23 protein-coding genes and 1 pseudogene are annotated in these 22,114 nt (G+C 64.1%); all 24 read right to left on the reverse strand.

The window, feature by feature from the left end; translation table 11 throughout:
* Nucleotides 1–13: 13 nt before the first annotated feature.
* The gene (gene amaP / locus NUW12_02975; protein ID MCR4401735.1) at nucleotides 14–559 is read right to left on the reverse strand and encodes an alkaline shock response membrane anchor protein AmaP; all 546 of its coding nucleotides are present in this window, start codon (nucleotides 557–559) and stop codon (nucleotides 14–16) included.
* Nucleotides 560–588: 29 nt separating this feature from the next.
* Nucleotides 589–1,008 carry an Asp23/Gls24 family envelope stress response protein gene (locus NUW12_02980; protein MCR4401736.1) on the reverse strand — a complete coding sequence of 140 codons (420 nt, stop codon included), beginning with the start codon at nucleotides 1,006–1,008 and terminating at the stop codon, nucleotides 589–591.
* Nucleotides 1,009–1,064: 56 nt separating this feature from the next.
* Nucleotides 1,065–2,432 carry an acetyl-CoA carboxylase biotin carboxylase subunit gene (gene accC / locus NUW12_02985; protein ID MCR4401737.1) on the reverse strand — a complete coding sequence of 456 codons (1,368 nt, stop codon included), beginning with the start codon at nucleotides 2,430–2,432 and terminating at the stop codon, nucleotides 1,065–1,067.
* 88 nt (nucleotides 2,433–2,520) lie between these two features.
* Nucleotides 2,521–3,117 carry an acetyl-CoA carboxylase biotin carboxyl carrier protein gene (accB, locus tag NUW12_02990; GenBank protein ID MCR4401738.1) on the reverse strand — a complete coding sequence of 199 codons (597 nt, stop codon included), beginning with the start codon at nucleotides 3,115–3,117 and terminating at the stop codon, nucleotides 2,521–2,523.
* 121 nt (nucleotides 3,118–3,238) lie between these two features.
* Nucleotides 3,239–3,847, reverse strand: a complete 609-nt coding sequence (locus tag NUW12_02995; protein ID MCR4401739.1) for a SpoIIIAH-like family protein — start codon at nucleotides 3,845–3,847, stop codon at nucleotides 3,239–3,241.
* Nucleotides 3,848–3,856: 9 nt separating this feature from the next.
* Complete coding sequence (locus NUW12_03000) at nucleotides 3,857–4,516, reverse strand: stage III sporulation protein AG (protein MCR4401740.1); 660 nt, start codon at nucleotides 4,514–4,516, stop codon at nucleotides 3,857–3,859.
* A gap of 6 nt (nucleotides 4,517–4,522) precedes the next feature.
* Complete coding sequence (locus tag NUW12_03005) at nucleotides 4,523–5,167, reverse strand: stage III sporulation protein AF (protein ID MCR4401741.1); 645 nt, start codon at nucleotides 5,165–5,167, stop codon at nucleotides 4,523–4,525.
* A gap of 76 nt (nucleotides 5,168–5,243) precedes the next feature.
* A complete protein-coding gene (gene spoIIIAE / locus NUW12_03010) occupies nucleotides 5,244–6,629 on the reverse strand; it encodes a stage III sporulation protein AE (protein MCR4401742.1) in 1,386 nt (461 codons plus the stop codon).
* 118 nt (nucleotides 6,630–6,747) lie between these two features.
* Nucleotides 6,748–7,134 (reverse strand): stage III sporulation protein AD, encoded by a 387-nt coding sequence (spoIIIAD, locus tag NUW12_03015; protein ID MCR4401743.1) that lies wholly within the window; start codon nucleotides 7,132–7,134, stop codon nucleotides 6,748–6,750.
* 30 nt (nucleotides 7,135–7,164) lie between these two features.
* Nucleotides 7,165–7,365 (reverse strand): stage III sporulation protein AC, encoded by a 201-nt coding sequence (locus NUW12_03020; protein ID MCR4401744.1) that lies wholly within the window; start codon nucleotides 7,363–7,365, stop codon nucleotides 7,165–7,167.
* Between the two features lie 76 nt (nucleotides 7,366–7,441).
* Nucleotides 7,442–7,957, reverse strand: a complete 516-nt coding sequence (locus tag NUW12_03025; protein MCR4401745.1) for a stage III sporulation protein AB — start codon at nucleotides 7,955–7,957, stop codon at nucleotides 7,442–7,444.
* Nucleotides 7,958–8,056: 99 nt separating this feature from the next.
* The gene (gene spoIIIAA, locus NUW12_03030; protein ID MCR4401746.1) at nucleotides 8,057–9,073 is read right to left on the reverse strand and encodes a stage III sporulation protein AA; all 1,017 of its coding nucleotides are present in this window, start codon (nucleotides 9,071–9,073) and stop codon (nucleotides 8,057–8,059) included.
* Between the two features lie 213 nt (nucleotides 9,074–9,286).
* Nucleotides 9,287–9,844, reverse strand: a complete 558-nt coding sequence (gene efp / locus NUW12_03035) for an elongation factor P (GenBank protein ID MCR4401747.1) — start codon at nucleotides 9,842–9,844, stop codon at nucleotides 9,287–9,289.
* A gap of 95 nt (nucleotides 9,845–9,939) precedes the next feature.
* A complete protein-coding gene (locus tag NUW12_03040) occupies nucleotides 9,940–11,016 on the reverse strand; it encodes a Xaa-Pro peptidase family protein (GenBank protein ID MCR4401748.1) in 1,077 nt (358 codons plus the stop codon).
* A 147-nt stretch (nucleotides 11,017–11,163) separates the two neighbouring features.
* Nucleotides 11,164–12,627: a hypothetical protein gene (locus NUW12_03045; GenBank protein ID MCR4401749.1), complete on the reverse strand. Its 1,464-nt coding sequence runs from the start codon at nucleotides 12,625–12,627 to the stop codon at nucleotides 11,164–11,166.
* Entirely contained in the window at nucleotides 12,624–13,829 is a 1,206-nt protein-coding gene (locus tag NUW12_03050; GenBank protein MCR4401750.1) for a hypothetical protein, read from the reverse strand. Before NUW12_03050 ends, NUW12_03045 begins: the two co-directional genes overlap by 4 nt.
* Nucleotides 13,826–14,410 carry a type 4a pilus biogenesis protein PilO gene (pilO, locus tag NUW12_03055; protein ID MCR4401751.1) on the reverse strand — a complete coding sequence of 195 codons (585 nt, stop codon included), beginning with the start codon at nucleotides 14,408–14,410 and terminating at the stop codon, nucleotides 13,826–13,828. Before pilO ends, NUW12_03050 begins: the two co-directional genes overlap by 4 nt.
* Entirely contained in the window at nucleotides 14,407–14,964 is a 558-nt protein-coding gene (locus NUW12_03060; protein MCR4401752.1) for a PilN domain-containing protein, read from the reverse strand. Before NUW12_03060 ends, pilO begins: the two co-directional genes overlap by 4 nt.
* A complete protein-coding gene (gene pilM, locus NUW12_03065; protein ID MCR4401753.1) occupies nucleotides 14,961–16,088 on the reverse strand; it encodes a type IV pilus assembly protein PilM in 1,128 nt (375 codons plus the stop codon). The genes NUW12_03060 and pilM overlap by 4 nt, the downstream gene beginning before the upstream one ends.
* Nucleotides 16,089–16,142: 54 nt before the next feature.
* Nucleotides 16,143–16,889 (reverse strand): A24 family peptidase, encoded by a 747-nt coding sequence (locus NUW12_03070; protein MCR4401754.1) that lies wholly within the window; start codon nucleotides 16,887–16,889, stop codon nucleotides 16,143–16,145.
* Nucleotides 16,890–17,513: 624 nt separating this feature from the next.
* Nucleotides 17,514–17,606: pseudogene (locus NUW12_03075) on the reverse strand (prepilin-type N-terminal cleavage/methylation domain-containing protein).
* Between the two features lie 174 nt (nucleotides 17,607–17,780).
* On the reverse strand, nucleotides 17,781–19,004 hold the full coding sequence (locus tag NUW12_03080) for a type II secretion system F family protein (protein ID MCR4401755.1): 1,224 nt from the start codon (nucleotides 19,002–19,004) through the stop codon (nucleotides 17,781–17,783).
* Between the two features lie 15 nt (nucleotides 19,005–19,019).
* The gene (locus NUW12_03085) at nucleotides 19,020–20,081 is read right to left on the reverse strand and encodes a type IV pilus twitching motility protein PilT (GenBank protein ID MCR4401756.1); all 1,062 of its coding nucleotides are present in this window, start codon (nucleotides 20,079–20,081) and stop codon (nucleotides 19,020–19,022) included.
* The gene (locus NUW12_03090; GenBank protein ID MCR4401757.1) at nucleotides 20,072–21,910 is read right to left on the reverse strand and encodes an ATPase, T2SS/T4P/T4SS family; all 1,839 of its coding nucleotides are present in this window, start codon (nucleotides 21,908–21,910) and stop codon (nucleotides 20,072–20,074) included. The genes NUW12_03085 and NUW12_03090 overlap by 10 nt, the downstream gene beginning before the upstream one ends.
* Between the last annotated feature and the right edge of the window lie 204 nt (nucleotides 21,911–22,114).

A 22,114-nucleotide genomic window follows, 5' to 3' on the forward strand; every position in this document is an offset into this window, starting at 1 on the left:
CCTCCTTCTCCACCTACACGACTCTCGAGGTCCTCTGCTCGTGGCCGACATTCCTGACGTTCACCGACACCTTCGATACGTCCACTCCCACGGTGTCGCCTATGTAGCGCGCCAGCTTCGTCTGAATCTGCTCGGCCACGCTCGGAATGGAGATGTCAGGGCTCACCGTAACTGACACGTATATTTCCAATTCCTCACCGGACGTGTCAACCACCGTGTCGACATCCTGAATCCCCGGGATTTCCCTCGCGGCGCGACGGACCAGCGTCTCCACGGCGGTCTGCGCTATCCTCACCTCACCAAGGCTTGTCCCCCTGATGATGGGCTTACGTCGGCCACGCCCGCGTGTAGCGAGCAGCATTAGGTAAAGTCCGAGAACCGCCACCACGGCGGCGCCTGCTATCGTCTCCGGACGCAGGCTTCCGAAAGGCCCGGTAAGGAAAACGTCGGTGAACAGCCTCGTGGGGTTCGGTCCGAATGCCATGACTAGGAACAGCAAGCCTGTCCCAAGCATTGCGAGGGATGAAACGAACACGACGACCCGGTCGTACACTCTCATCGTGGAAGCTGCTCCTTTCACCTTGCTGGTCAACGCACCCTGGGGGATTCCTGCTTCTCCTCGTGCGGGAAGCTCACCCCCTGCACGTGGACGTTCACCTCTACCACCTCGCGCCCGGTCATGCTCTCGATGGCTCTCTTCACGTTCTGCTGCACCTTCCAGGCGACATCGGGTATTCTCACGCCGTAGTTGACTACGACGAAGAGATCGACAGCCGCTTCCTTCTCGCCGACCTCCACTTTGACCCCCTTGGAAAGGTTACGGCGTCCGAGCAGCTCCGCTATGCCTCCGGTTATCCCGCCGCTCATGCCGGCTATCCCCTCCACCTCGGTCGCTGCGAGCCCAGCGATCACCCCCACAACCTCACTGGCGATCTTGATGCTCCCCAGGCCTTCGTGAGACGCGTGCGAACGGGCGTCATCATAGTACTGCGGATCTACCGGATGCATGGCGTTCTGGCCCTCCTTGCGCTTGTATTATACCAGCGTACACTTCCCCTGGCAATTTAAGGCTCGTCCCCGGCGACAAGAGCCAGAACGTCGTCGTTACAGCAAATGGCGGCTTCGCGAAACCGGGGACTGCCGACGAGCCTGCGCTGGAAAGCGACGTTCGTGCAGACTCCCTCGATCTCGATCTCCCCTAGCGCTCTCGCCATCCTGTCGATGGCCTCCTTGCGGTCTCGGCCCCAGACAATCACCTTGGCCACCAGGGAATCGTAGTGTGGCGGCACGTTACACCCAGCGAAGAGCGCGGTGTCCACCCGAACACCCGGCCCTCCGGGCAGTATGAGCGAAGACACCCGGCCGGGAGACGGCATGAAGTTCCGGGACGGGTCTTCAGCATTGATCCTGCACTCTATGGCGTGACCTGTCAACTCGACGTCCTCCTGCGTCAACGCGATCGATTCTCCCGCCGCTATCATGAACTGCGCCTTCACTATGTCGATGCCTGTCACGAGCTCGGTAACGGGATGCTCCACTTGTACCCTGGTATTCATCTCCATGAAGTAGAACTTCCCGGAAGCGTCCACCAGGAACTCCATCGTTCCCGCATTCGTGTACCCGATTGCGAGCGCTCCCCGCACAGCGGCTTCGCCCATGGCGCTCCTCAGTTGATCGTCCGTGGCTGGGGAGGGCGACTCCTCGACCAGCTTCTGGTGCCGTCTTTGCACCGAGCAGTCGCGCTCGCCAAGGTGTATGGCCCGGCCTTCCTCATCCACGAGCACCTGCACCTCCACGTGGCGCGGGCGATCAAGGATCTTCTCGAGGTACACTCCTGCCAAACCGAAGGCTACCTCCGCCTCCGCTTTGGCAAACCCTATGGCCGTCACGAGCTCTTTCTTGCTGTTCGCGGCGCGCATCCCCTTGCCTCCGCCGCCGGCGGCCGCCTTGACCATGATGGGGAACCCGCACTCTTCCGCGAACGCGAGCGCCTCTCTCTCGTCCCGTATCACTCCCGGCGTCCCGGGGATCACAGGCAGACCGGCGGCTGCCATCACCCGTTTCGCCTCGGCCTTGTCCCCCATGACGCTCATCACTCGCGCTCTGGGACCTATGAATTTCAGGTCGTGCGACTCACACACCTCTGCGAAGTACGGGTTCTCGGCCAAAAAGCCGTACCCGGGATGGATGGCGTCCGCACCTGAAACCAGCGCCGCGCTTATGATGTTTGCCACGTTCAGGTAGCTTTGAGTGCTGGGCCCCGGACCGATGCAGTACGCCTCATCCGCCAGCCTCGTGGCGAGCGAACCCTTGTCAGCCTCGGAGTATACCGCGACCGTCTTTATGCCAAGCTCTCTCGCCGCCCGTATCACGCGTACCGCAATCTCGCCTCTATTCGCCACGAGGACCTTGCTGATAGCGATGTCCGACACGCCTTACCTCCTGCGACCGCCTGCGTCCGTTCCTGCGCGCACCGACCAATCGTGCGCGGCCGGACCCAGCCGTTTGTAGTTCCGCGACCTAAAGAGCTTCCAGCAAGAAGAGCGGCTGCCCGTATTGCACGGGCTCTGCGTTCTCCACCAGGATCTCGAGGATCTTGCCCCTCACCTCAGCCTGTATCTCGTTCATGACCTTCATGGCCTCGATGATGCACAATACCTGCCCGGGGGAGACCACGTCGCCGACCTCCACGTAAGGCTTGGCGTCCGGAGCGGGTGCCCTGTAAAACGTGCCCACCATCGGCGCGGGAATCGTGATCCGGTTTTCGTTGACGGTGGACTCCGCTCCCGCCTGCCGCTTCTCCTCCGCCGACGCATCAGTCTCACGGAATGGCGTTGCGTGCTGCGCCGCTTCGGCGCCCGGCAGAGGGCGCACCTGCGCTCCCTGCCGCTTCAGCCTGAGAGACACACCGTCGGCAGCGACCTCGATCTCTTCGATGTCATGGACGTTCATGATCTTCGCGAGCCCGGCTATCTCGCGTCGTAGCCCTTTCAGTTCCAACTCCTGCAGCCTGCCTTCCCTGAAACTGGATGGATGTGTACATTCGTAGTTTCCCCGGCAACTGGAACCACTAACCACGGGAGCCGCGCCAGCTTCCCGAGTCGTATCATCATACATTCACCACAAGTGCCGCGTTTCCTGCTTGAGCTGCCTAGCATCAGGTACGGGCGCGCAATCGGGCCGGTCGCGTCTGGCAGCAGGCCGAGAACATCCTGCCCTGAGGGGGGCTCGCGCGACGTCATTTGCCCCGCTCGACTATGGTTATGTTGGCGAGTTCGACCCCCAGACACCTCGAGACGATGTCACCGATCTGCTCAGCGTCGGAGCGCGTCAGCTCGGGTCCTGACACGACCACGTCGCATGTGTCGCCGCGGACGAACACCAGAGCGTCCTCGTATCCCCTTGCCCGTATGAGCGCCTCCGCCTCGGACTCCGCATCGGTTTTCTTTGAGAGGTCCACGAGTTCCGCGCTGGCGGCCTCCCGCGCCTCCTCGGACGCGCTCTCATCCGCGAGGACCTGTTGAAGGAGCTCGATGCTCCTTGAACGTGCGCGGGTGCGCTCCAATCTGTACTCAGCGAAGAAGTCGTCGCCGGTCGTGTTCGTCTCCGAGACGGCGGGAAGGCCGGCGCGCGCGTTCGCCTCTTCCTTAGTGGCGTCGGGCGTCACCAGGCCCGAGCCGCTCTCCTCTCCGCCCGTCAGCGCGGCGGCCTGCCGCACGTCTCCGCCGGACGCCGAGTCCATCGCGCCCTCCGGTGGAGCCTGGACGTTCCTCGTGCCTATGAGGACTCCCAAGACGACCGCGACGACCACCATCAGCGCGAAACCAGATCTCGCTCTGTCCTTCATGGGCGTCACCTACCTTTGTCTGGGCAATATCGCAACCTTGTGCGGCGGTATGTCGAGGACGGTCGCAACCGCTTCGGTGAGAGCCGTCCTCACGCCAGCGTCACTCGCCCCGTCGGACACTACCAACACCCCCTGGACGCGGGGCTCCAGCACGTTGCGAACCACGGGGACGGCGTACCCCGTCCCGCGCTCCTGCGTCGTAACCACCTCTCCGCTCGTCCGGACCTCCTTAGTCTCCCTCCTCACGCCAGCCGAGTCTTGCTCCGTGGTGCTGCTTTCCTCGCGGGTGGCGTTTTCCGCGTACTCGTACATCCGTCCTGTTGCGAAAGTGAGCGTAACGCTCACTCGACCTGCCCCTTGCACCTCGCGGAGTATTTCCTCCAACCTGCGCTCGAGATATGACTCGCGTGACTCCAGAGAACCGGCTTCCCCGGTCCCAGACGCCGCGATGACCGGCGCGGGTCCGTCCGTTCCCCGGGGACTGGGCGTGACCGAGCTCCCCTGAGGGCCTTGGGGCCTTGGCGAGAATCCAATGATAAGAAGGATCACGCCCACCAGCCCGATGAGGATGAGCCACCCGATTCTGCGGATCTGCGGGGCCTTGAGGCTCCCGCCTTCTCCTTTGCCTTCCAGTAACCTAGCTATGTACTCCATGATCCCTTGCGCCATGCCAGCTCACCCCCTGTGATCCGCGCGCTTCGCGCCGAGCACCTGGACGACGACGGGAACGTCGTCATCCAGACCGTAAAAGTCCCGTAAGGAGCGTTCGACCTCGGTCGCGAGGGCGGTCGAGGCGGTGCCCTCGTCATCGAGACCGTCCAGGGTCGCGCCCGGCCCCCTGGCACCGCTCCCCTCTTGCGGGCCGTGCTCATGCCCATCCGCCTGACCCGCCTGGTCGGTTCGCACGACCACGTGGATCGCCAGGATGTCCCCGAACGGACCCAGCTTGACACGAGCGTCCACGTCATCCGCCTGCGAGGCGAGACGCGCGAGTGACTGAACCTGTCTTTCGAACCGTGCAGAGATGTCCCTGCTCACCACCTCAAGCCCGGCCTGAGCGACCTTGCCGCCCTCAGCTGCAAAGTCACGTGTCGCGCCGCTCGGTGGCCATGCCGCGTCGAATGCGGGCCAGGTCGCCAGGGCTTCCTCAAGGGACGAAAGATTCACGAGAGATCCCAGGATAGTGGCGACCAAGACGAGCCCAACGACAACCCTGGCGAACCTCCGAAGATCGTTCCTTGGTAGGAGCATCTCGACAAACGCGAGCACCAGCGCCATTGCGGCAAGATCACGTACCCACGCGGAAATGGCGCCTATCATGTCGTGTCACCTCTCAACCGCGCCGGCTTCCCATGCGGCCTCCCCTCCCATCCTCTCCCCTCCCCTCCCATCCCATCTATCTCATTGCCGCGGTTAGGTTGGCTAGGCCTGCCACCACGGTGATAGCCGCGACGAACGCGAACGCGGATACGGCGAGGGAGACGAGGACCATCACGAGGGTATTACCGAGATCCCCGAGACAGCGCGCCAACTGCTCGTCTCCCATGGGCTGCACCAAGGCGCTCGCTATCCTGTACATCGCGGCGACCACGAAGATCTTGGCCGCGGGCACGATACATATCATGAACACTCCGAGAAGGCCCACGACCGAAAGTCCGCTTTGGATGAGAACGGAACAGCTCGCAACCATGGCGATGGCATCTGAAAACATCTTGCCGACGACGGGTATGAACGTTCCAGAGACAAACTTCGCAGCCCTGATGGAGAGAGTGTCCGTAACGGCAGCGCCCACGCCCCGCACTGCCATCACGCCCACGAACAACGTCGTGAAGCCGCCGAGCGCCGCCACGGCCCCGTCGCGCAGGAGGGTAGCCAACCGCGTGAGCTGGACGCGCTCTGTTATCATGCTCGTCACGTTCAGCACAGCGGAGAGGAATATGAGCGGAAACACCAAGTCGTTCACGAAAGCGCTGGTGGTTCCCGCTGCGGCCACCACCGCCGGGCTCATCACTGCAGCGGACGTGACGCCTCCAGCCGCCGCGAGCAGCGTGAAGAGAAGGGGCGTCGCGGAATGTACGAACGACGTCATCCTGTCCACGGCGCCGGTTGCGACGCGCGTCGCCAGGAGGAAGCTGTTCACCGCTATGACGGCCAGCACCATGAAACACGCTGCCCGTGCGATCCCCGTGGCCTGCTCCGCTCCCAGGCCGGTCGCGAACTCCGCCAGGACGGAACACATGACGGCGATCACGATGAGCTGTCCGAGCAAGGAGAAGCTCGCCCGCACTTCGGCCGCGAGCAGCCTCGCGATGCCCACGGCAATCCCCCAGAGATCCAGCCGTCCCGCCGCACGCTGAGGAGATCTCAGCATGGAGGGGAGATCGAGCTCTGGAAAGAACTCCTTGACGTCCGCGTCCACATCCCTGAGGAAGCCTTCCAGCACAGAAGCGTCCATGGCCTCCATCTGCGCCCTCACGACATCGTCGGGCGACGCAGCCTTGCCCGTGCCCGGGGTCCGCGGTGAAGGAGCGGATGAGAACACGCCGTCCGCCTGGGGCAACGTCTGCGCGTACACGCTCTCGCCCGAGCCCGCGAGGAAAGCGCAAGTGGACAGACCCGCAAACACAACCAAGGCGGCCGTGATGGCCGCAAAGGCTCGCGCCATCACCCGGCCGCGGGCGATGGTCGGGAGGAGCAGCCGAGCCACCTGGACTCCTCGCATGCGCGGGAGGCTCGCCGCCCCCGTTCGCGCGGCGTTCGCCGTTGAACCCAAGTCACTCATGATACACACCTTTCCCGCGGCGCACGGGGCGCGCGCCACGCCTTGGCCTGCAGCCCTGCCGCCTAGCCGCGGCGCGTCTTGGGGTCTTGCGCGCCCGCGTCGCGGGCGACCGATCCGATTACCGCAAGAACCGCGTGATAGTCTCGAGCACCGCGACGAGCACCGGCAGCGCCATGACGAGAATCATCACTTTCCCCGCGAACTCGAGCTTCGTCGCGATCGCGCCTTCCCCCGCGTCCCGGCACACCTCCGCGCCGAACCCCGCGAGGTACGCGACGCCGATGACTTTCAGCACGGTATTGAAGTAGACGTTGCCCGACTTGGTCCTCGACGCTATATCGGTCAATGCTCGCACCAGGTAGCTAATGTGGCCCAGCATTGCCGAGAAAACCACGACGCCTGTCACAATGCTGAGCCAGACGGCTACGTCCGGCCTCTGAGACCTCAGAAGGACCACTATGACCGTTGCTACGACGCACACAGCAAGCACCCTGGCGATGTCCAACGTCCGCACCTCGCACCGACGCTTTCGAGGCTACCAAAGCCTGAAAACCGTCAAGATGTCGTCCAAGAGCGTTTTGAACTGGAGGAGCGCTATGCCCAAGATCAGGGCGGCGCCGATGACCGTTGAGGCCCAGGCGAAGTCCTTTCTGCCCACCTGCTCGAAGATGAGGGCGACCACGATGGAGATGATGCCTATCCCGGCAACTCTGAAGACTACGTCCACGCCTGGCATACAGTCATCTCCCTTCACCGGCGCAGGCCGGACGCCCGGTGCCCGTGGGCTACGACGCGCCGAGCACACCAAGGCCTCAATAGAGGAGGAGAGCCACCATGGCGCCAACTGTGACCCCGAGGTACCGCCACATCCTTGCCATACGTTCCGCCTCGTCCCGCGCTCTTGCCTCGTTTTCCCGCAGGCGCTCTCGCGCGAGGACGACGTGACGGAGTTGATCTTCGGCGCCGCACGCCCCGAGGGTCTCCCCGAACGCCAGCAAGACGTCGCGATCCTCTGCAGCCAGGGCGGACCACCCGTACACGGATAGCACCGCCGCGCGCCACGCTTCCCCCGGAAGGAGCTCGGACCCTCTGATGAGGTCCGCCGCGGCGCGGAATATCCGGGCGCCCGCGCCACGTCGACTCCCGCACGCGCGCGTCAAAGCCTCAGCCAGGGGCGTCCTCGCGTAAGAGATCTCCGTCTGGAGATGCGCGAAGGACGATGATATGTCCGCAAGCTCCCGAGGACGTTCCGCATAGTTGCGCGCTACTTGGTTTCCGATGAGCGCAGCTGACCCTACAACCAGGGCAGCGCCCAGAAACCTCAACACAGGCGTCCCCTCCCCGACGTCGTGGCGCCAGGCCAAGCTGGGCCGTGCCGCCCGTCGCGCCTCGTTCTCTTCAATCGTCCAGGCGGCCCGCACCACGCATCAAAGAGTCCCCTCCCCCTCGTTTGCCGTAGACCCCTGGCGGGCGGGGCGCGTGAAAAGGGCCTTGCCAGTCCTCAAGTCCAGGATGGTCTCGACGGTGCCCGGGCCTTCCGCAGAGCTCAGGATCACGACCCTCTCGAACATCTGTGCCTCGAAAAGGCACCGAAGGGCGGGACGCCTCGCCACGTCCTCGTGCGACTCACCGTGGGCAGTCACCACGACGCTGACCCCCGCGTTCATCACCTCGCGGACGGCCACTGCGTCTTCCTCCCTGCCGATCTCGTCGGTGGCCACGAGATCGGGGGACATCGATCTTACCAGCATGATCATGCCCGCGGCTTTCGGGCACGCGTCGAGAACGTCTGTGCGCAGACCCACCGTGTTCTGAGGAAGACCTGCGAAGCAGGCGGCTATCTCCGAGCGCTCGTCCACGATGCCCACTCGGAGGCCGGAAAGGCCCAGCGATGGTGCCCCGTCGCTCGCCTGCCGTGCTATGTCGCGAAGGAGCGTCGTCTTGCCGCAGCGTGGGGGCGACACGATGAGGGTGTGAAAGAGACGATCGCGGGACTTGACGAGGTGAGGCATCACCGCGTCCGCCGCCCCAAGGACTTCGTGGGATACCCTTATGCAGAAGCCGGATATGTCCTTGATGATCTTGACCGCGCCGTCCTGGACCACGGCCCGGCCGACGATGCCGACCCTGTGACCGCCGCGCAGCGTTATGTAACCCTGGCGGAGCTCGTCGTCAAATGCGTATACAGACGCCCCCGCCATGAGCTGAAGGGCAGCGACCGCTTCCTGATCGCTCAGTATGTAGCACTCCTCCGGGCCTCGCGCGACTCCCCCCTGTGAGGCGAGAAACGCTTCGTCGCGTCCGGCGATGAGCATCACCGGGCGGCCGCGCCTGAGGCGAATCTCGTGAGTCCTCGCGAGGAGCTCGGTGGGCAGCGTCAGCAGCGCAGATCGCAGCCTCGCCGGGAGGCATGGCGCGATCTCATCGATAATCACGTCGTCCACGGACCGTCCCCGTCTACCTTCCGCAAGCACGGCACGTCCCCCCCCTCGTACAACCATGATTATGCGGGAGGAAGGGTTTTATGACAGGCTGGCTCGCGCAAGAACACAGCGCGGAGGTGGCGTGCGTTGCGCCATCTCCGCGGCAGGTCTGGACGTATCACGTGGGTCGGCCCCTGAGGGCCGGCGCAGGTTGCGCTCTCTGCTGGCTTTCTGTTACACCCTCTCGAGGTACTGGTCTGTGCGCGTGTCCACCCTGATGACGTCGCCGACGTTCACGAAGAGAGGCACCTGGACCACCGCGCCTGTCTCAAGGGTGGCGGGCTTCGATCCCCCGGTGGCGGTGTCGCCACGCAGGCCGGGGTCGGTTTCCACGACGGCAAGCTCGACGAAGTTCGGGAGCTCCACTCCGATGGGAGAGCCTTCGTACATTTGGACCCCGATGACCATGTTCTCCTTCAAGTACTTCTTCGCGTGTCCGAGCGTCTCGTTGCTCAGTACCAGCTGCTCATAGGTGGACGTGTCCATGAAATGGTTCTCGTCGCCCGAGCTGTAAAGGTACTGCATCTCCCTGTACTCGATGTGAGCTCTCGGAAGCTTCTCACCCGCTCGGAAGGTTCGCTCCACCACGTACCCGGTTTTCACGTTCTTCAGTCTGGAACGGACGAACGCCGAACCCTTGCCGGGCTTCACGTGCTGGAAGTCCACCACGGTGTAGACCTCGCCGTCGAGCTCGATGGTAAGTCCTGTATGGAAGTCGTTAGTAGATATCATGCACCCACCCCCGAACTGGATCAAATACAGACATAGTTCGCGCCGTCTCTAGATTATCCTCTCCCACCGGCGAATATTTGGCGCGCCGCACCGGCCTACACCTCGATGAGCTCCTTTGGTGCTGTCGTGAGGTTGCGCACGCCCCCGTCCTCCACGACGACCAGGTCCTCGATGCGCACCCCAAACCTCCCCGGCAAGTAGATGCCGGGCTCAACGCTCACCACCATGCCGGGCTCGAGCACCGTGGAGGACATGGGAGCGAGGCGCGGCTCCTCATGAACGGCAAGGCCCACACCGTGTCCGAGCCCGTGACCGAAGTTATCGCCGTAGCCCGCGTCTTCGATGACGCGTTGAGCTATCTCATGAGCTTCCTCGCCCTTCATTCCGGCCCTTATCCTCTCCAGCGCTGCCTCCTGCGCCCGCAGCACTATCCCGTATACCTCCCGTTGCTCGCGAGACGCCCGGCCCAAGACAACCGTGCGCGTGGCATCGCCTCTGTAGCCCTCAACGACAGCTCCGAAGTCGAGCACGATGAGCTCTCCTGGGACGAGCCGCTTGCTGCTGGCCACGGCGTGAGGCATGGCTCCGTTGGCGCCGGACGCGACGATGACGTCGAAACCCGTCCTCTCGGCCCCGTTCCTTCTCATGAACCACTCCATCTCGGTGGCGACTTCGATCTCCGTCATGCCGGGCTTGAGCACGGTGAGTATGTGCGAGAACGCGGCGTCCCCCAGCGCCTCCGCGCGCCGGATCTTCTCGATCTCATCCTCGTCCTTCACCATCCGCATCTTCTCGACGACGCCTTCTACCGGCACCAGCTTGACCCCCGGGAGCTCGGAACAGAACGTCTCGTGCTGCTTGAACGTGACGACGTCCTTTTCGAACCCGAGGCTGGAGACGCCGACTTCCTCGAGGACCGACTTGAGAGCCTCGACCATCTTCACGCCGTGCTTCACGATGCGAAACCCCGGCGCTTGGGAAGAGGCCTGCTCAACGTAACGAAAATCCGTGATGAGCACGGCGTGATCCCGGGATACCACCACAACTCCCGACGACCCGGTGAATCCCGTGATATACCGCCTGTTCTCCGGCCGCGTCACGAGGAGGGCGTCGATTCCGTGCTCCGCGAGACGGTCGCGAAGACTCTGCAGTCTCGTCGACATGCAAGCCATGTTCCATCCTCCCACCTATCATCCTAGTCAGCCTGACAGCCCAACACCACCAAGCCCGCAGCGCAAATCCTGCTGCGCGGAAGGCGCGGCTCGACGGCGGTCCGGCCTTCCTCGCACTCCTCCTCTACGCAGACTCTACGCAGGCGGCTAAGGAGTGCCACCCGCGGCGCGGCCGGGGAGGGCGTCGGGCATCGTCGGAACCTGGATATTCTCCGTCACGGGCTCCGTCTCCTTCTCGCCTGTCTTGGCCGGCTCGGCCAGTGTCTTGGCGTCGTTCACCGTGACGATGGTCGGCGTGATGAAGATGACCATCTCGGTCTCCCTGGCCTCGACCTTCCGGCTCCTGAAAAGCGCCCCTAGAATAGGGATGTCGCCGAGAATGGGCAGCTTGAGCATGCTGTCGATCTCCTCACGCTGGAGCAACCCTGCGATCGCCAGGGTCTCCCCGTCGCGGACCGTCGCAACGAAATCCGCCTCCCTCGTCCTGACGTGCGGGTACCCCTGGGTCTTTTCTTGGCCGAGGATGGAGGACACCTCCGGACGCACGTGCACGGTGATGAGGCCGTTGCGATTGACGCGCGGGGTGATTACGAGCTTGACCCCTGCCTCGATGAAAGACACGCTTTGCCCGGCTTGTTCGCCTTCTGAGCCCGCGATTATGATGGGGATCTTGTCACCGATGAAGATCCGGGCCTCGGTGCCATCGAGCGTGGTGGTGCCGGGTCTCGCGATGGTCGCCGCTTTGCCGGAGTCCTCGAGCATCTTGAGGAACGGCCCTACGGCGAGGGAGAGCCCGGTGAACGCCCCGGTGACAGGGTCTGTACGTATGAACACCTTCCCGAACTGGCCAGCCTCCTGCCAGTTTATCCCGAACTCGTCCAGAGCATCCTTGGCGATCTCCTCGAGCCGCGCGTCTATCCGGACCATTGGAACGGGCACGTCCAGTTTCCGTATTATCCGTTCAGCCTCATCGAGCTCGATCCGGGAGCCGGACGCGACGACCGAGTTGGTACGCTCCTCCACCTGGAGCTTGTCCGCGGGGATCACGAGGCTGAGAGCTTGCTTGATGTCCCCCGGCGATGAGTAGTCCAGCTTGAACACTCTGGTCTCGACCTTGTCGAACCCTTCCTTGAACCTTGCCGGTGCGGCGACAACGAGACTGTTACCCACGTACCTGTACGCTAGTCCGGTTGCGCGCGTAACCAGCTCCACGGCGTCGGTCACCGGGACTGCCTTCAAGGTGAGGGAGACCTCGCCCCTCACTGAGGGATCGGAAACGATGTTCGCCCCGCTGAGCTCAGCGAGGATCTTGAGGACATCGCGCACGTCGGCGCCCTTGAGGTCTATCGTGACCGGCCAAGGCGGTCCCCCTGAGACGGGGCCTTTCGCTTCCTGCCGGCCCGGATCCTCGTCTCGACCTTGGGACTTAGCCTCGGCACCCGGCTGCGATTGAGTCTGGACCCCCTGCCCAGGCATTGGCCCCTCGCTCTGACCGCCATCCGCATCTTGTGCGAGCGCCTTCCAGGGTTGCGCCGCAGCAAGGGAACACGTCACGAGCATGAGCGCGATCGCGAGGACCATGCGCCTGGTCGGGCGCTGACCGGTTGTCATCGTTCACTGCCTCCTCCGAGTTCGAGCACGAACTCCTCGCCTTCCTTGAGCACGGTGATCGACCTTTCCCCCACGGATTCCACGGTCGCGCCCTCCGCTTCTTCGCCTGGTCGGACGATGATGCTTCCGCGGGGAGTCCTCACTATCGCGTACGCGACCGAGCCGCCGGCGGAGATGATGCCCGTTAGGACCATACGCGGAGGCTCCACGCGCGGCTTCTGCGGGACAAGGGTGCCCTGGTCTCCGACCTCAGGCCCGCCTTCCCTCGCCTTCCCGCTCGGCAAAGCCAGCTCGACGCGCGGGGTCTGCGCGCCTGGGGGGGCCGCGCCTCCTTCGAGACTCGAAACGGGCGAGGGAGCCGCGCGGAGATCCACGGACGGCGCGGAGGGTGACGTCTCGGCATCCGCACCGTCTGTACCCTGGTCGGGCTTCACGCGGCCATCCTCGCTTCCCCCACTAGGCGTCTGCCCGCCCACGCCCTGACGCGTGTCCGCCGCCTGATGGATTCGGACGGCAGGCGCTTCCTCGCCTGTGGCGGCGAGCCCGCTCAAAGGAGGCGCACCGTGGGACGCGGGCGCGTCCACGACTGCCTGGTCCGGCGCCTTGATCGCCGCGTCGGGCCCTGATGTTGCCGGGGAGCGGGGAAGGCCCAAGGACGCGTCCTCCTGCCGCCGGATCTGCGCCCCACCGTCCGGTGACTCCTCGGGCTTGGCCGAACCCTGCGAGGCGACATCGGTCGAAGCGTCCGCTCCGGATCGGTCGACCACTCCCGAATCGGTTTCCGCCTGCAAATCCCAAGACGCAAGGGGGGGCCCGGTGACCCGCAAGCGCCCAGCGATAGCGATGTCCACGGCGAATGGATCATCCGTGCTCCTCGCGCGGAAGGCAATGTCCCCCTCCTCCTTGCCACTCTGCTCGAGAGCAGGGAGAGGTCTCTGTAGGTCACGCCACTTCTGTGGAATGACGGAACGGTCGGACGCCGCAGGGGGCAGCGTAGCCGCGCCATCCTCCGCCGGACGCACAACCACCGGGCACACAACGCCTTTCAAGATCGCAATGGCCGTCAGGCCCGCCGCCACTGCCACACCTGCCACAATGGCCGTCGCACGGCGAATTCTCGCTTTCCTGGGCGACGCTTGCGTGTCCTCGCCTAGGTCTCCTCCCATGTTGATGCCCGAGTTGATGCCCGAGAGGTTTCTCATCCGTCGCCTCCACCCTTCGGCACCACGTACAAAACCATGGAAAACGTCGCGTCGATGGCTTGGGTAGACCCCATGTCGCCAGCCCCTCCCGTGGAGAGCAGGTGAATGCCCTTGACGCTCACCGTTCGCCCGACGGAGAGCGTCCTATCCAGGAAAGCCTGCACTTGTCGATAGGTTCCACGGACTTTCACCGTGACGGGGATCTCCGAGTACGGGCTGGATGCGGTGAGCGTTCCAATGGAGAGATCTTGCAAGGCCGCTCCCGACGCTGATGCGGCGCGCTCCAAATCTCTGACGAAGTACGGAAGACCTGTCTCCCTCGTAATCGTCGAATCGACGTCTTGAAGGGCTTCTCGAGCCCGCTCGTACTCTCTCCGCAGACTCGCGAGGGTCTCACCCTTTTCGGCGACGGACCCTATCTTGCTCGTCACTATGTCGAGGCGCCGGGCGAGTTCCGCGGCCCGCCCCGACATCGGCGAAAGGATCCACTCGTTGACGAGGTAACCCGCGATGAGGAAACCTGCCGCAAGAGCAGCAAGGCGCATCCAGGCGCGACTCCGAGTGCTCGCGGCCCTGCTCATGGAGTCCCGCCTCCAGCGCCCGACAGGGTGGCCATGGCATGGAAGACGAACAATCCAGCTCTTTCGCTGATCCTGGTCACACTGGCGAGTCGGGCATTCTCGAACATCCTCGTGTCCTCGAGTGACAACATGAACGAGGCCACTGCCTCCAAGGATGTCGCCTCTCCCTCCATTACCGTCTTCCCGTCGCCAGCGAGGGTGAACTGCACGAGGCGCACACCGGACGGAAGGGCGTGCGGAAGGGCTCCGAGGATCTCGCGCGCCGGAAGACCGCTTTGGACTTGGCCCCTGGCTGAAGCAATCCTCGCCAGCAATTCGTCCTTGCGCTTGCGAGTCTCCTGTATGTCGCGGTCGAGCCAGGAATACCGAGCGTACTCCTCTTCTCGAGCTTGCACGGCACGGGAGAGGTGAGCGATCTCCTGTGCCTTCATCGCATAGAGAAGCACGACTCCCATCAAGAAGACGCACACCGAGGCCGCCACGGCTATCCGAGGCAGGCTCGTTCTGGGCGGCTTTGGTATTCCCGCGGGGAGCAGGTCCACGCCGACCTTCACGACTCCTCCACCCCCCGCAGCGCAAGCCCGATCGCGACGGATAGGGATGGCCCGTGCTCGGCAAGCACGTCGGAGAGGCGCGGCGCCCTCGCAGGCGACGGGTTCCTCAGAGGGTCACCACTGATAATGCGCACAGAAACGGACTTTTCGAGGAACTCACCCAGCCCCGCCAGCTTCGAGCCGCCTCCGGTGAGGATGACCGAGGTGATGCGCGCGTCCTCGCCCAGCCTAGTCCTGGCTTGGGCTTCGCAGTAGTCAATCGACCTTCTGATCTCCAGCGCGAGTCTGGCCGCCACGCGTGCAAGCGCCCGTCCGACCACGTCGCTCTCTGCATCGCCCTGTACACCGTCTCCAGGCGCAGGAGAAACGCCGACCCCTGGGGGACCGGGCGACTTGGACACGCGGTGCTCGCGCTTGGCGCTTTCCGCCCAACTGGAGCTGCGCCCCGTGGCTTCCGCGACCGCAGCTGTGAAGTCGTTTCCGCCTATTCCCACGATGCGCGTAAACCTCAACACGCCGTGCTCAGTGTAGGCGAGGTCGGTGGTCCCCCCTCCTATGTCCGCGTAAAAGCCCGAGCCCCCGCTGCTTGCCCCGCGGAAGATGCGGTCGAGCGTAACCGGCTGGATGTCCAGGGCGAGCGGGTACAACCCCGCAAGCTGTAGAGTCCGGACGTGGCTCTCTACCAGCTTCTTTGGTGCGGCCACGATCATGACTTCGAGCTTGTCCGGGAAATGCGGGACCGGGCCGACGACCTGGTAGTCGATGCTCGCGTCCTTCGCAGCGTAAGGTATGTACGCTCCGGCCTCCCACTTCACCGCCTGAGCGAGCTCCTCCTTGGGCATGCGCGGAAAGGTCACGTGCCTCACCACGACGTCGTCCCCGGCGATAGCGGCGTATACTTCGGTGGCCCTTATCCCCGCCGCTCTCATGGCTTCCTTCACCGCGAAGGCGACGTTTGGTGGGTCGAGGACGCTCCCGTCAGCGACCGCTCCTTCCGGAGTAGGATGGATTCCCGCGCGCACGATCTCGGTCGCGCGCTTTGTTTTCGAGATCTCGACCACCTTTATGAGGGTCGTTCCTATGTCGAGTCCCACGGCGCGCTTCGCGCCGCAGAATCGGAGCATCGGGCTCAGACGACCGCCTCCCTTCCGAGCATCCGGGTCACGAGCGTGGTCCACCTAGCCGATCCAGGTGAGCCACGGGAAGAGAACGCGGACCACCCATGTCTCCGAGACGGACACTATTATCGCTCCTGCGGCGATGAAAGGCGCGAATGGGATCGCGTCTCTCCTTTTCTTGAGACCGGCAAGGATGAGCCACACGCCAGTCAGAGCTCCTAGGACGCATGCTGTCATGAAAGACGCCAGACCTCCCCACGGTCCGAGAAAGCTTCCTACCAACGCCATCATCTTGACGTCGCCGCCTCCCATGCCTCCGCGGCTCAAGACGGCGATAAGCAGGACTAGTCCGCCGCAGAGGAGGAGTCCCGCGATGCGAGCGGCAACCTGTGGAAAGCCGCCTGTCGCCCCGACAGCGACTCCCACGGCCGTCCAGGGAAGCGTGAGTCTATCGGGGATCACGCCGTGATTGAGATCGATGACCGCGGCCACTACGACCAAGCTGGCCAAGGCGAGCCTGCTCAACGTCTCGGCCCCCACCCCGCGCGTCTCGACCATTAGAAGGAAGACGAGCCCCATTCCGACCTCGAGAACGGGGTACAAAAGAGATATCCTCCCCCGGCAATGACGGCACCTGCCCCGAAGGAGCAAATAGCTAAACACGGGAACCAGGTCGAGCGGCCCCAGCGCCGCCCCACATCTGGGGCACTGCGACCTCGGCCCCACGATCTGGCCGTCGCGCGGAATTCGGTGGATGCACACGCTAAGGAAACTCCCTATGACCGCTCCCGAAACGAACGCCAGCAACTTGAGGATTGTTCGTCACCTCGCTGCTTTCCAACGCACCTACTGACGCGCCTACGGACGCACCTCGCCCGCCCCGATAGTCCCTGATCGAAGACCCGCCGACCCGGCCAGCCGGGCCCCCGCGGCCGGCCGGTTTTCCCCCAAATACCCGTCCGGTCGAGACCGATGACGAACTGCCCCGTCATCTCGTCGGCCACGGCGAACGGCGGCATGAATCGAGCGGCGCGGACCGCGGGAGCCCCTGGACCTCGCACAATCTATCGACCTTCCAGGACTCAAGCATGATCAACGAAGACGCTCCCCGCGTTCTGGCCATATGTCGGCAGATCGACGCCGGGGAGACGGCGCAAGCCGGAAGCCAGCTCAATCCGCGACGTCCACAGTGATATTGCACGAGTTGCACTTCACACCGGTGACCTTGCCACCGGTAGCCGTCACCAGCGTGTACTGGCCGGCCCCTCCCACGGGACACGCGGGCACGCTGCCGCCCTCAACATAGTCGGACAAGTTGTCGATTTCGGTTGGCTCGCCGCCCGTATCCACACGGTACAGTAGCACCAGCTGCGCTAGCATCTTCAGGTTCGCCGCGCAAGCCTTCTTCTTAGCGGCTTCGGTGACTTTCGAGTAACTCGGCACCGCGATCGCCGCGAGGATTCCTATGATGGCGATAACTATGAGCATCTCCACCAACGTGAAGCCGCGCCTATCGCAGAGCACCCTGCGGACGGCGCGCCTTACGCACACGCCCAGCCTCGTCACTGTAAACGACCTCCTTTACATAGTTCGGACTTGATATCATCTCGATAGCTCCCACCACTAAGCCGGCGCTCTTCCGCGTACCACCTCCCCTCCCGGACGGCGGGCCGGCGCCAACACACGACGCAAGGCCGGCTATACAGCCTCCACCATTCTGAACATCGGGAGTATCACTGAAGCCGCCACGAGGGCGACGCACACGCCCAAGAACACGATGACCGCCGGCTCGATCAAACTCGTGAGCGACTTGATGCCTCGGTCGACCTCCTGCTCATAGAAGCCTGCGAGCCTTGTGAGCAAGGTGTCGAGAGCACCCCCTTCCTCACCGATGGTCATCATCTGCGTGACGACAGGCGGGAATATCTCGGCTTGCGCCAGCGGAAGAGCCACGCCCGCGCCCTCCCTCACGCCCGCGCGGGCCTGCCGCAGGCCCATCGCTATTCGGCTGTTTCCAACGACCTTCTCAACGATCTCGAGGCTCTGAAGGATCGGCACGCCCGCAGCGAGAAGACTCGCGAAGGTCTGTGCGAAGCGAACCACGATGACTTTCTCCGTGAACCTCCCGATCACTGGGAGTCGCAACACCGTCGAGTCCCACCAATAGCGGCCTCTATCCGTCCTGAGCCAATACGCTGCTCCAGCAGCCATGACCGCCGGCACCCCGAGCACCGCGTACCACCTCGCCTGGGCGAATCTGCCGATCCCGAATACGACGCGGGTGACGCCCGGCAGCGGCACGCCGGCTTGGGCGAGCATGTCCACGAACCTCGGGATGACGAAGGTGATGAGGACCGCTACCACCAGAACGGCAAAGGCCGTGACCACCGCCGGGTAGGTGAGCGCCCCCTTGACCTTCTGACGGAGGTCGTGGTCCTTCTCAAAGTAATCCGCGAGTCTCGCAAGCACCTCGTCGAGCCGCCCGGTCACCTCCCCCGCCTCCACCATGTGGATGAAGAGCGGTGGGAAGGCTCCGGTCTCCCGTAACGCCCCCGCAAGTGGGTTTCCGGAGTCTACGCGGGCTTTTGCCACCTCCAGGACGCGTCTTTCCGACCTCGTCTCGGCCTGGCTCGCGAGGGTACGCAGGGCCGCCGAGAGCCCAACTCCCGCCTGCATCATCACGGAAAGGTGCCGCGAAAGCCTCGCAAGGCTCTGCACCCTCAACGTCCTCGCTCCGGTTGGAGGCGCCGCGGACTGCCCGCCGCGGCCGACCTCGTTCCTGTCCGCGCCGACGAAGCCGGTTACGACGAGCCCCTGAGCGCGCAGTAGCTCCACAGCGGCCGCCTCGTTGGCTGCCGTGATGGTCCCCTGGGTGAGGCGTCCTTCTGCATCGCGCGCACGGTACGTGAACTCCCGCTCCACTTTGCGCCCCCCGCTCTACGCTCCCCTGATGAGCCTCTTGAGCTCGTCCTGGTCGACGGCGATGGTAAGGGCGTCCTCCAGGCTCACGACGCCTTGTTCCACCCACTGCCGCAGTGACTGGTCCATGGTCTGCATTCCGAACCTCGCCCCGGTCTGGATGACCGAACGGAGCTGATGGGTCTTGCCTTCCCGGATGAGGTTCCGCACTGCCGGGGTACCCACCATCACCTCGACCGCGGGCACCCTGCCAGGCTTGTCCTTCCGCGGAACGAGTTGCTGGGCGACCACGGCAACGAGCGTCGCCGCCAGCTGGATCCTGACCTGCTGCTGTTGGTACGGCGGGTATACGTCTATGATCCGGTCGATGGTCTGCACCGCGTCCCCCGTGTGGAGCGTGGCAAGCACCAGATGACCCGTCTCCGCCGCCGTGATGGCTGTGCTCATTGTCTCGAGGTCGCGCATCTCGCCCACGAGGATCACGTCGGGATCCTCTCGAAGCGCGGCTCTGAGCGCCAAGGCGAACGACGCGGAATCCTGGCCGATCTCCCGCTGATTCACCATGGCCCTCTTGTGCCTGTGCAGGTACTCGATGGGGTCCTCGATCGTCATCACGTGGCAGTTCCGCTCGGTGTTTATGAGATCAACCATAGCTGCGAGGGTCGTGGACTTGCCGCTCCCGGTCGGGCCAGTCACGACCACGAAGCCCCGGGTCTTTCGGGCGAGCGTCTCGACCACGTGGGGCAGCCCGAGTTCACTTGCCGTGGGCACCTCGTGCGGGATGATCCGTATCGCCGCGCCGCACGTCCCCCTCTGGCGGTACGTGTTCACCCTGAAACGTCCCACCCCGGGCAGGCCGTACGAGAAGTCCACCTGTCCCTGTTCGGCGAAAGTCCGCTTGTGCTCCTCGCTCATGAGCGCGAGAACGAGCGCCTCCGCGTCCTGAGGCGCGAGCGGCTGGTGACCCTCCAGAGGCCTCAGGCCCCCGACCACCCTGAGCACGGGAGGAAGGCCTGTGGTGATGTGAAGGTCTGACGCGCCGCTTTGAACAGCCAGTCTCAGCAACTCCTCTATGGACACGACCGAGCACCCTCCTCGCAGTGCGGCACCGCGCAAACCTTCGCGAGCTCCTCCGGCGTGGTGATCCCAAGGAGCACCTTGCGCGCCCCGTCCACCACCAGCTTGGTCATGCCGGCCTTCACCGCGGCGTTTTCTATGTCCGCGGCCGAAGCGGACCTCATGACCAGATCCCGGATGTCGTCGTCGACCACCATCACCTCGGCTATCGCCGTTCGTCCGTGACAGCCCGTGTTCGCACACTGCCGGCACCCGCGACCGCGCCTCAACACCCTCCCGCGCTCCGCCTCAACCTTGGCGGCAGTGTCAGGCGCGAGGGCGCTCCAGGCCGCCCAGCCATCCGGTCCGATCTCGCGTTCCTCCGCGCAGTACGAGCAGACCCTGCGCACGAGCCTTTGGGCAACCACCGCAGTCACTGACGAGGCCACGAGGTACGGTTCGACCCCCATCTCGGTGAGCCTCACCAGCGCGCCCGCCGCGTCGATGGTATGGAAAGTGCTCAGCACCAGGTGTCCCGTCATGGCGAACCTTATCGCTATCTCCGCGGTCTCCCTGTCCCTTATCTCACCCACCATGACGATGTCGGGGTCCTGCCTCAGTATGGCCCGCAACCCCGCTGAAAAAGTGAGGCCCGCCTTTGGGTTCGTCTGCACCTGGTTTAGACCCGACACGCGGAACTCAACAGGGTCTTCGATGGTCACAATGTTCTTCTCCGGGCTGTTCAGCTCATGGAGGGCCGCGTACAACGTCATGGTCTTGCCGCTTCCGGTCGGACCCGTAACGAGCACTATGCCGTTGGGGCGCGCTATGGCCTGCCTAAGACGTGCCGCGTCCGCCTCGAGAAACCCCAGTTCGTCGATGCGTGCGATCGACCCCTTCGACCGCAGAATCCTGATCTCCACCTTCTCTCCGTGGAGCGTGGGCAGGGTGGACACACGCAGGTCGACTTCCTCGCCTTCCGCTCGTATCTCAACGCGACCGTCCTGCGGGACTCGCCTCTCCGCTATATCCATACCCGCGGTGACCTTGATCCGCGAGGCCACCGCGGGACCGAGCTCCTTCGGGAAAGTCATGACGTTCCTGAGAACGCCGTCGACCCTGTACCTCACGCGGACTTGCGACTCCTGAGGCTCGATGTGGATGTCGCTCGCCCTGGCCTTCACCGCCTCTGAGATGATGGCGTTGGCCAGCCTCACAGCCGGAGCGCTCATCACTTGAGCCTCGTCGGCCGCCCGCCTTGCCTCGTCGGCCTTGGAGCTCTGCCCTCTTCCGGCACCCCCGGCGACCTGGGCTTGAACCTCCTTGGCGAGTCTTGCCACAGCACCTCCGCCGTAGGACTCCGCTATTGCCGCCTCTATCTCTGCCTCACTAGCGATCACGGGGTCGACTTGCAGCCCGGTGGAGATCCTCACGTCATCTATGGCGAACACGTCCAGAGGGTCGGCCATCGCGAGGGTTAGCCTGTCGCCGACCCGCTCGACGGGAAACACCTTGTGTGACCTCACGAAAGACTCGGAAAGGAGGCGCGCGACTTCCGGGTTGATGATGTACTTCGCGAGCTGGACACGAGCTATCCCGAGCTGGGCTTCGAGGGCTGCAAGCATGGAATCCTCATCCACCAGGCCCATCGACACCAACACGGAACCGAGCCTTCCGCCTCTCTCTTTCTGCGCGGAAAGCGCCTTGTCGAGATCTTCCTGCGTGAGGACCCCCGCATCGATCAGAATCTCACCGAGTTTGCGCCTACGCGAAACAGGCGCGTGCTCGGTGTCCAGCGCGGCGGCCTCGGTCACAGGTGCGCGCCCCGCACTGGCTCCCCCTGCCGTGCTCATGCTCCTTTACAACACCCCGTGACCCACCACGCCGCATGGCATGACCTTCCGTCACTCACATGCGGCGTCATTCGGCCCAATATAAGGCATTTTTTCTCTATTTGGACATCCGTCAACGAATTCCTGCACACAGGAAGAAAAAACACCTCGAGACCGCGCGCCCTCCTACGAGGGGCGCTCTTTCGACGTGAGTCCCTCAAGGCA

The organism is Bacillota bacterium (genome assembly GCA_024653485.1).
Taxonomy (GTDB): domain Bacteria; phylum Bacillota; class SHA-98; order UBA4971; family UBA4971; genus UBA6256.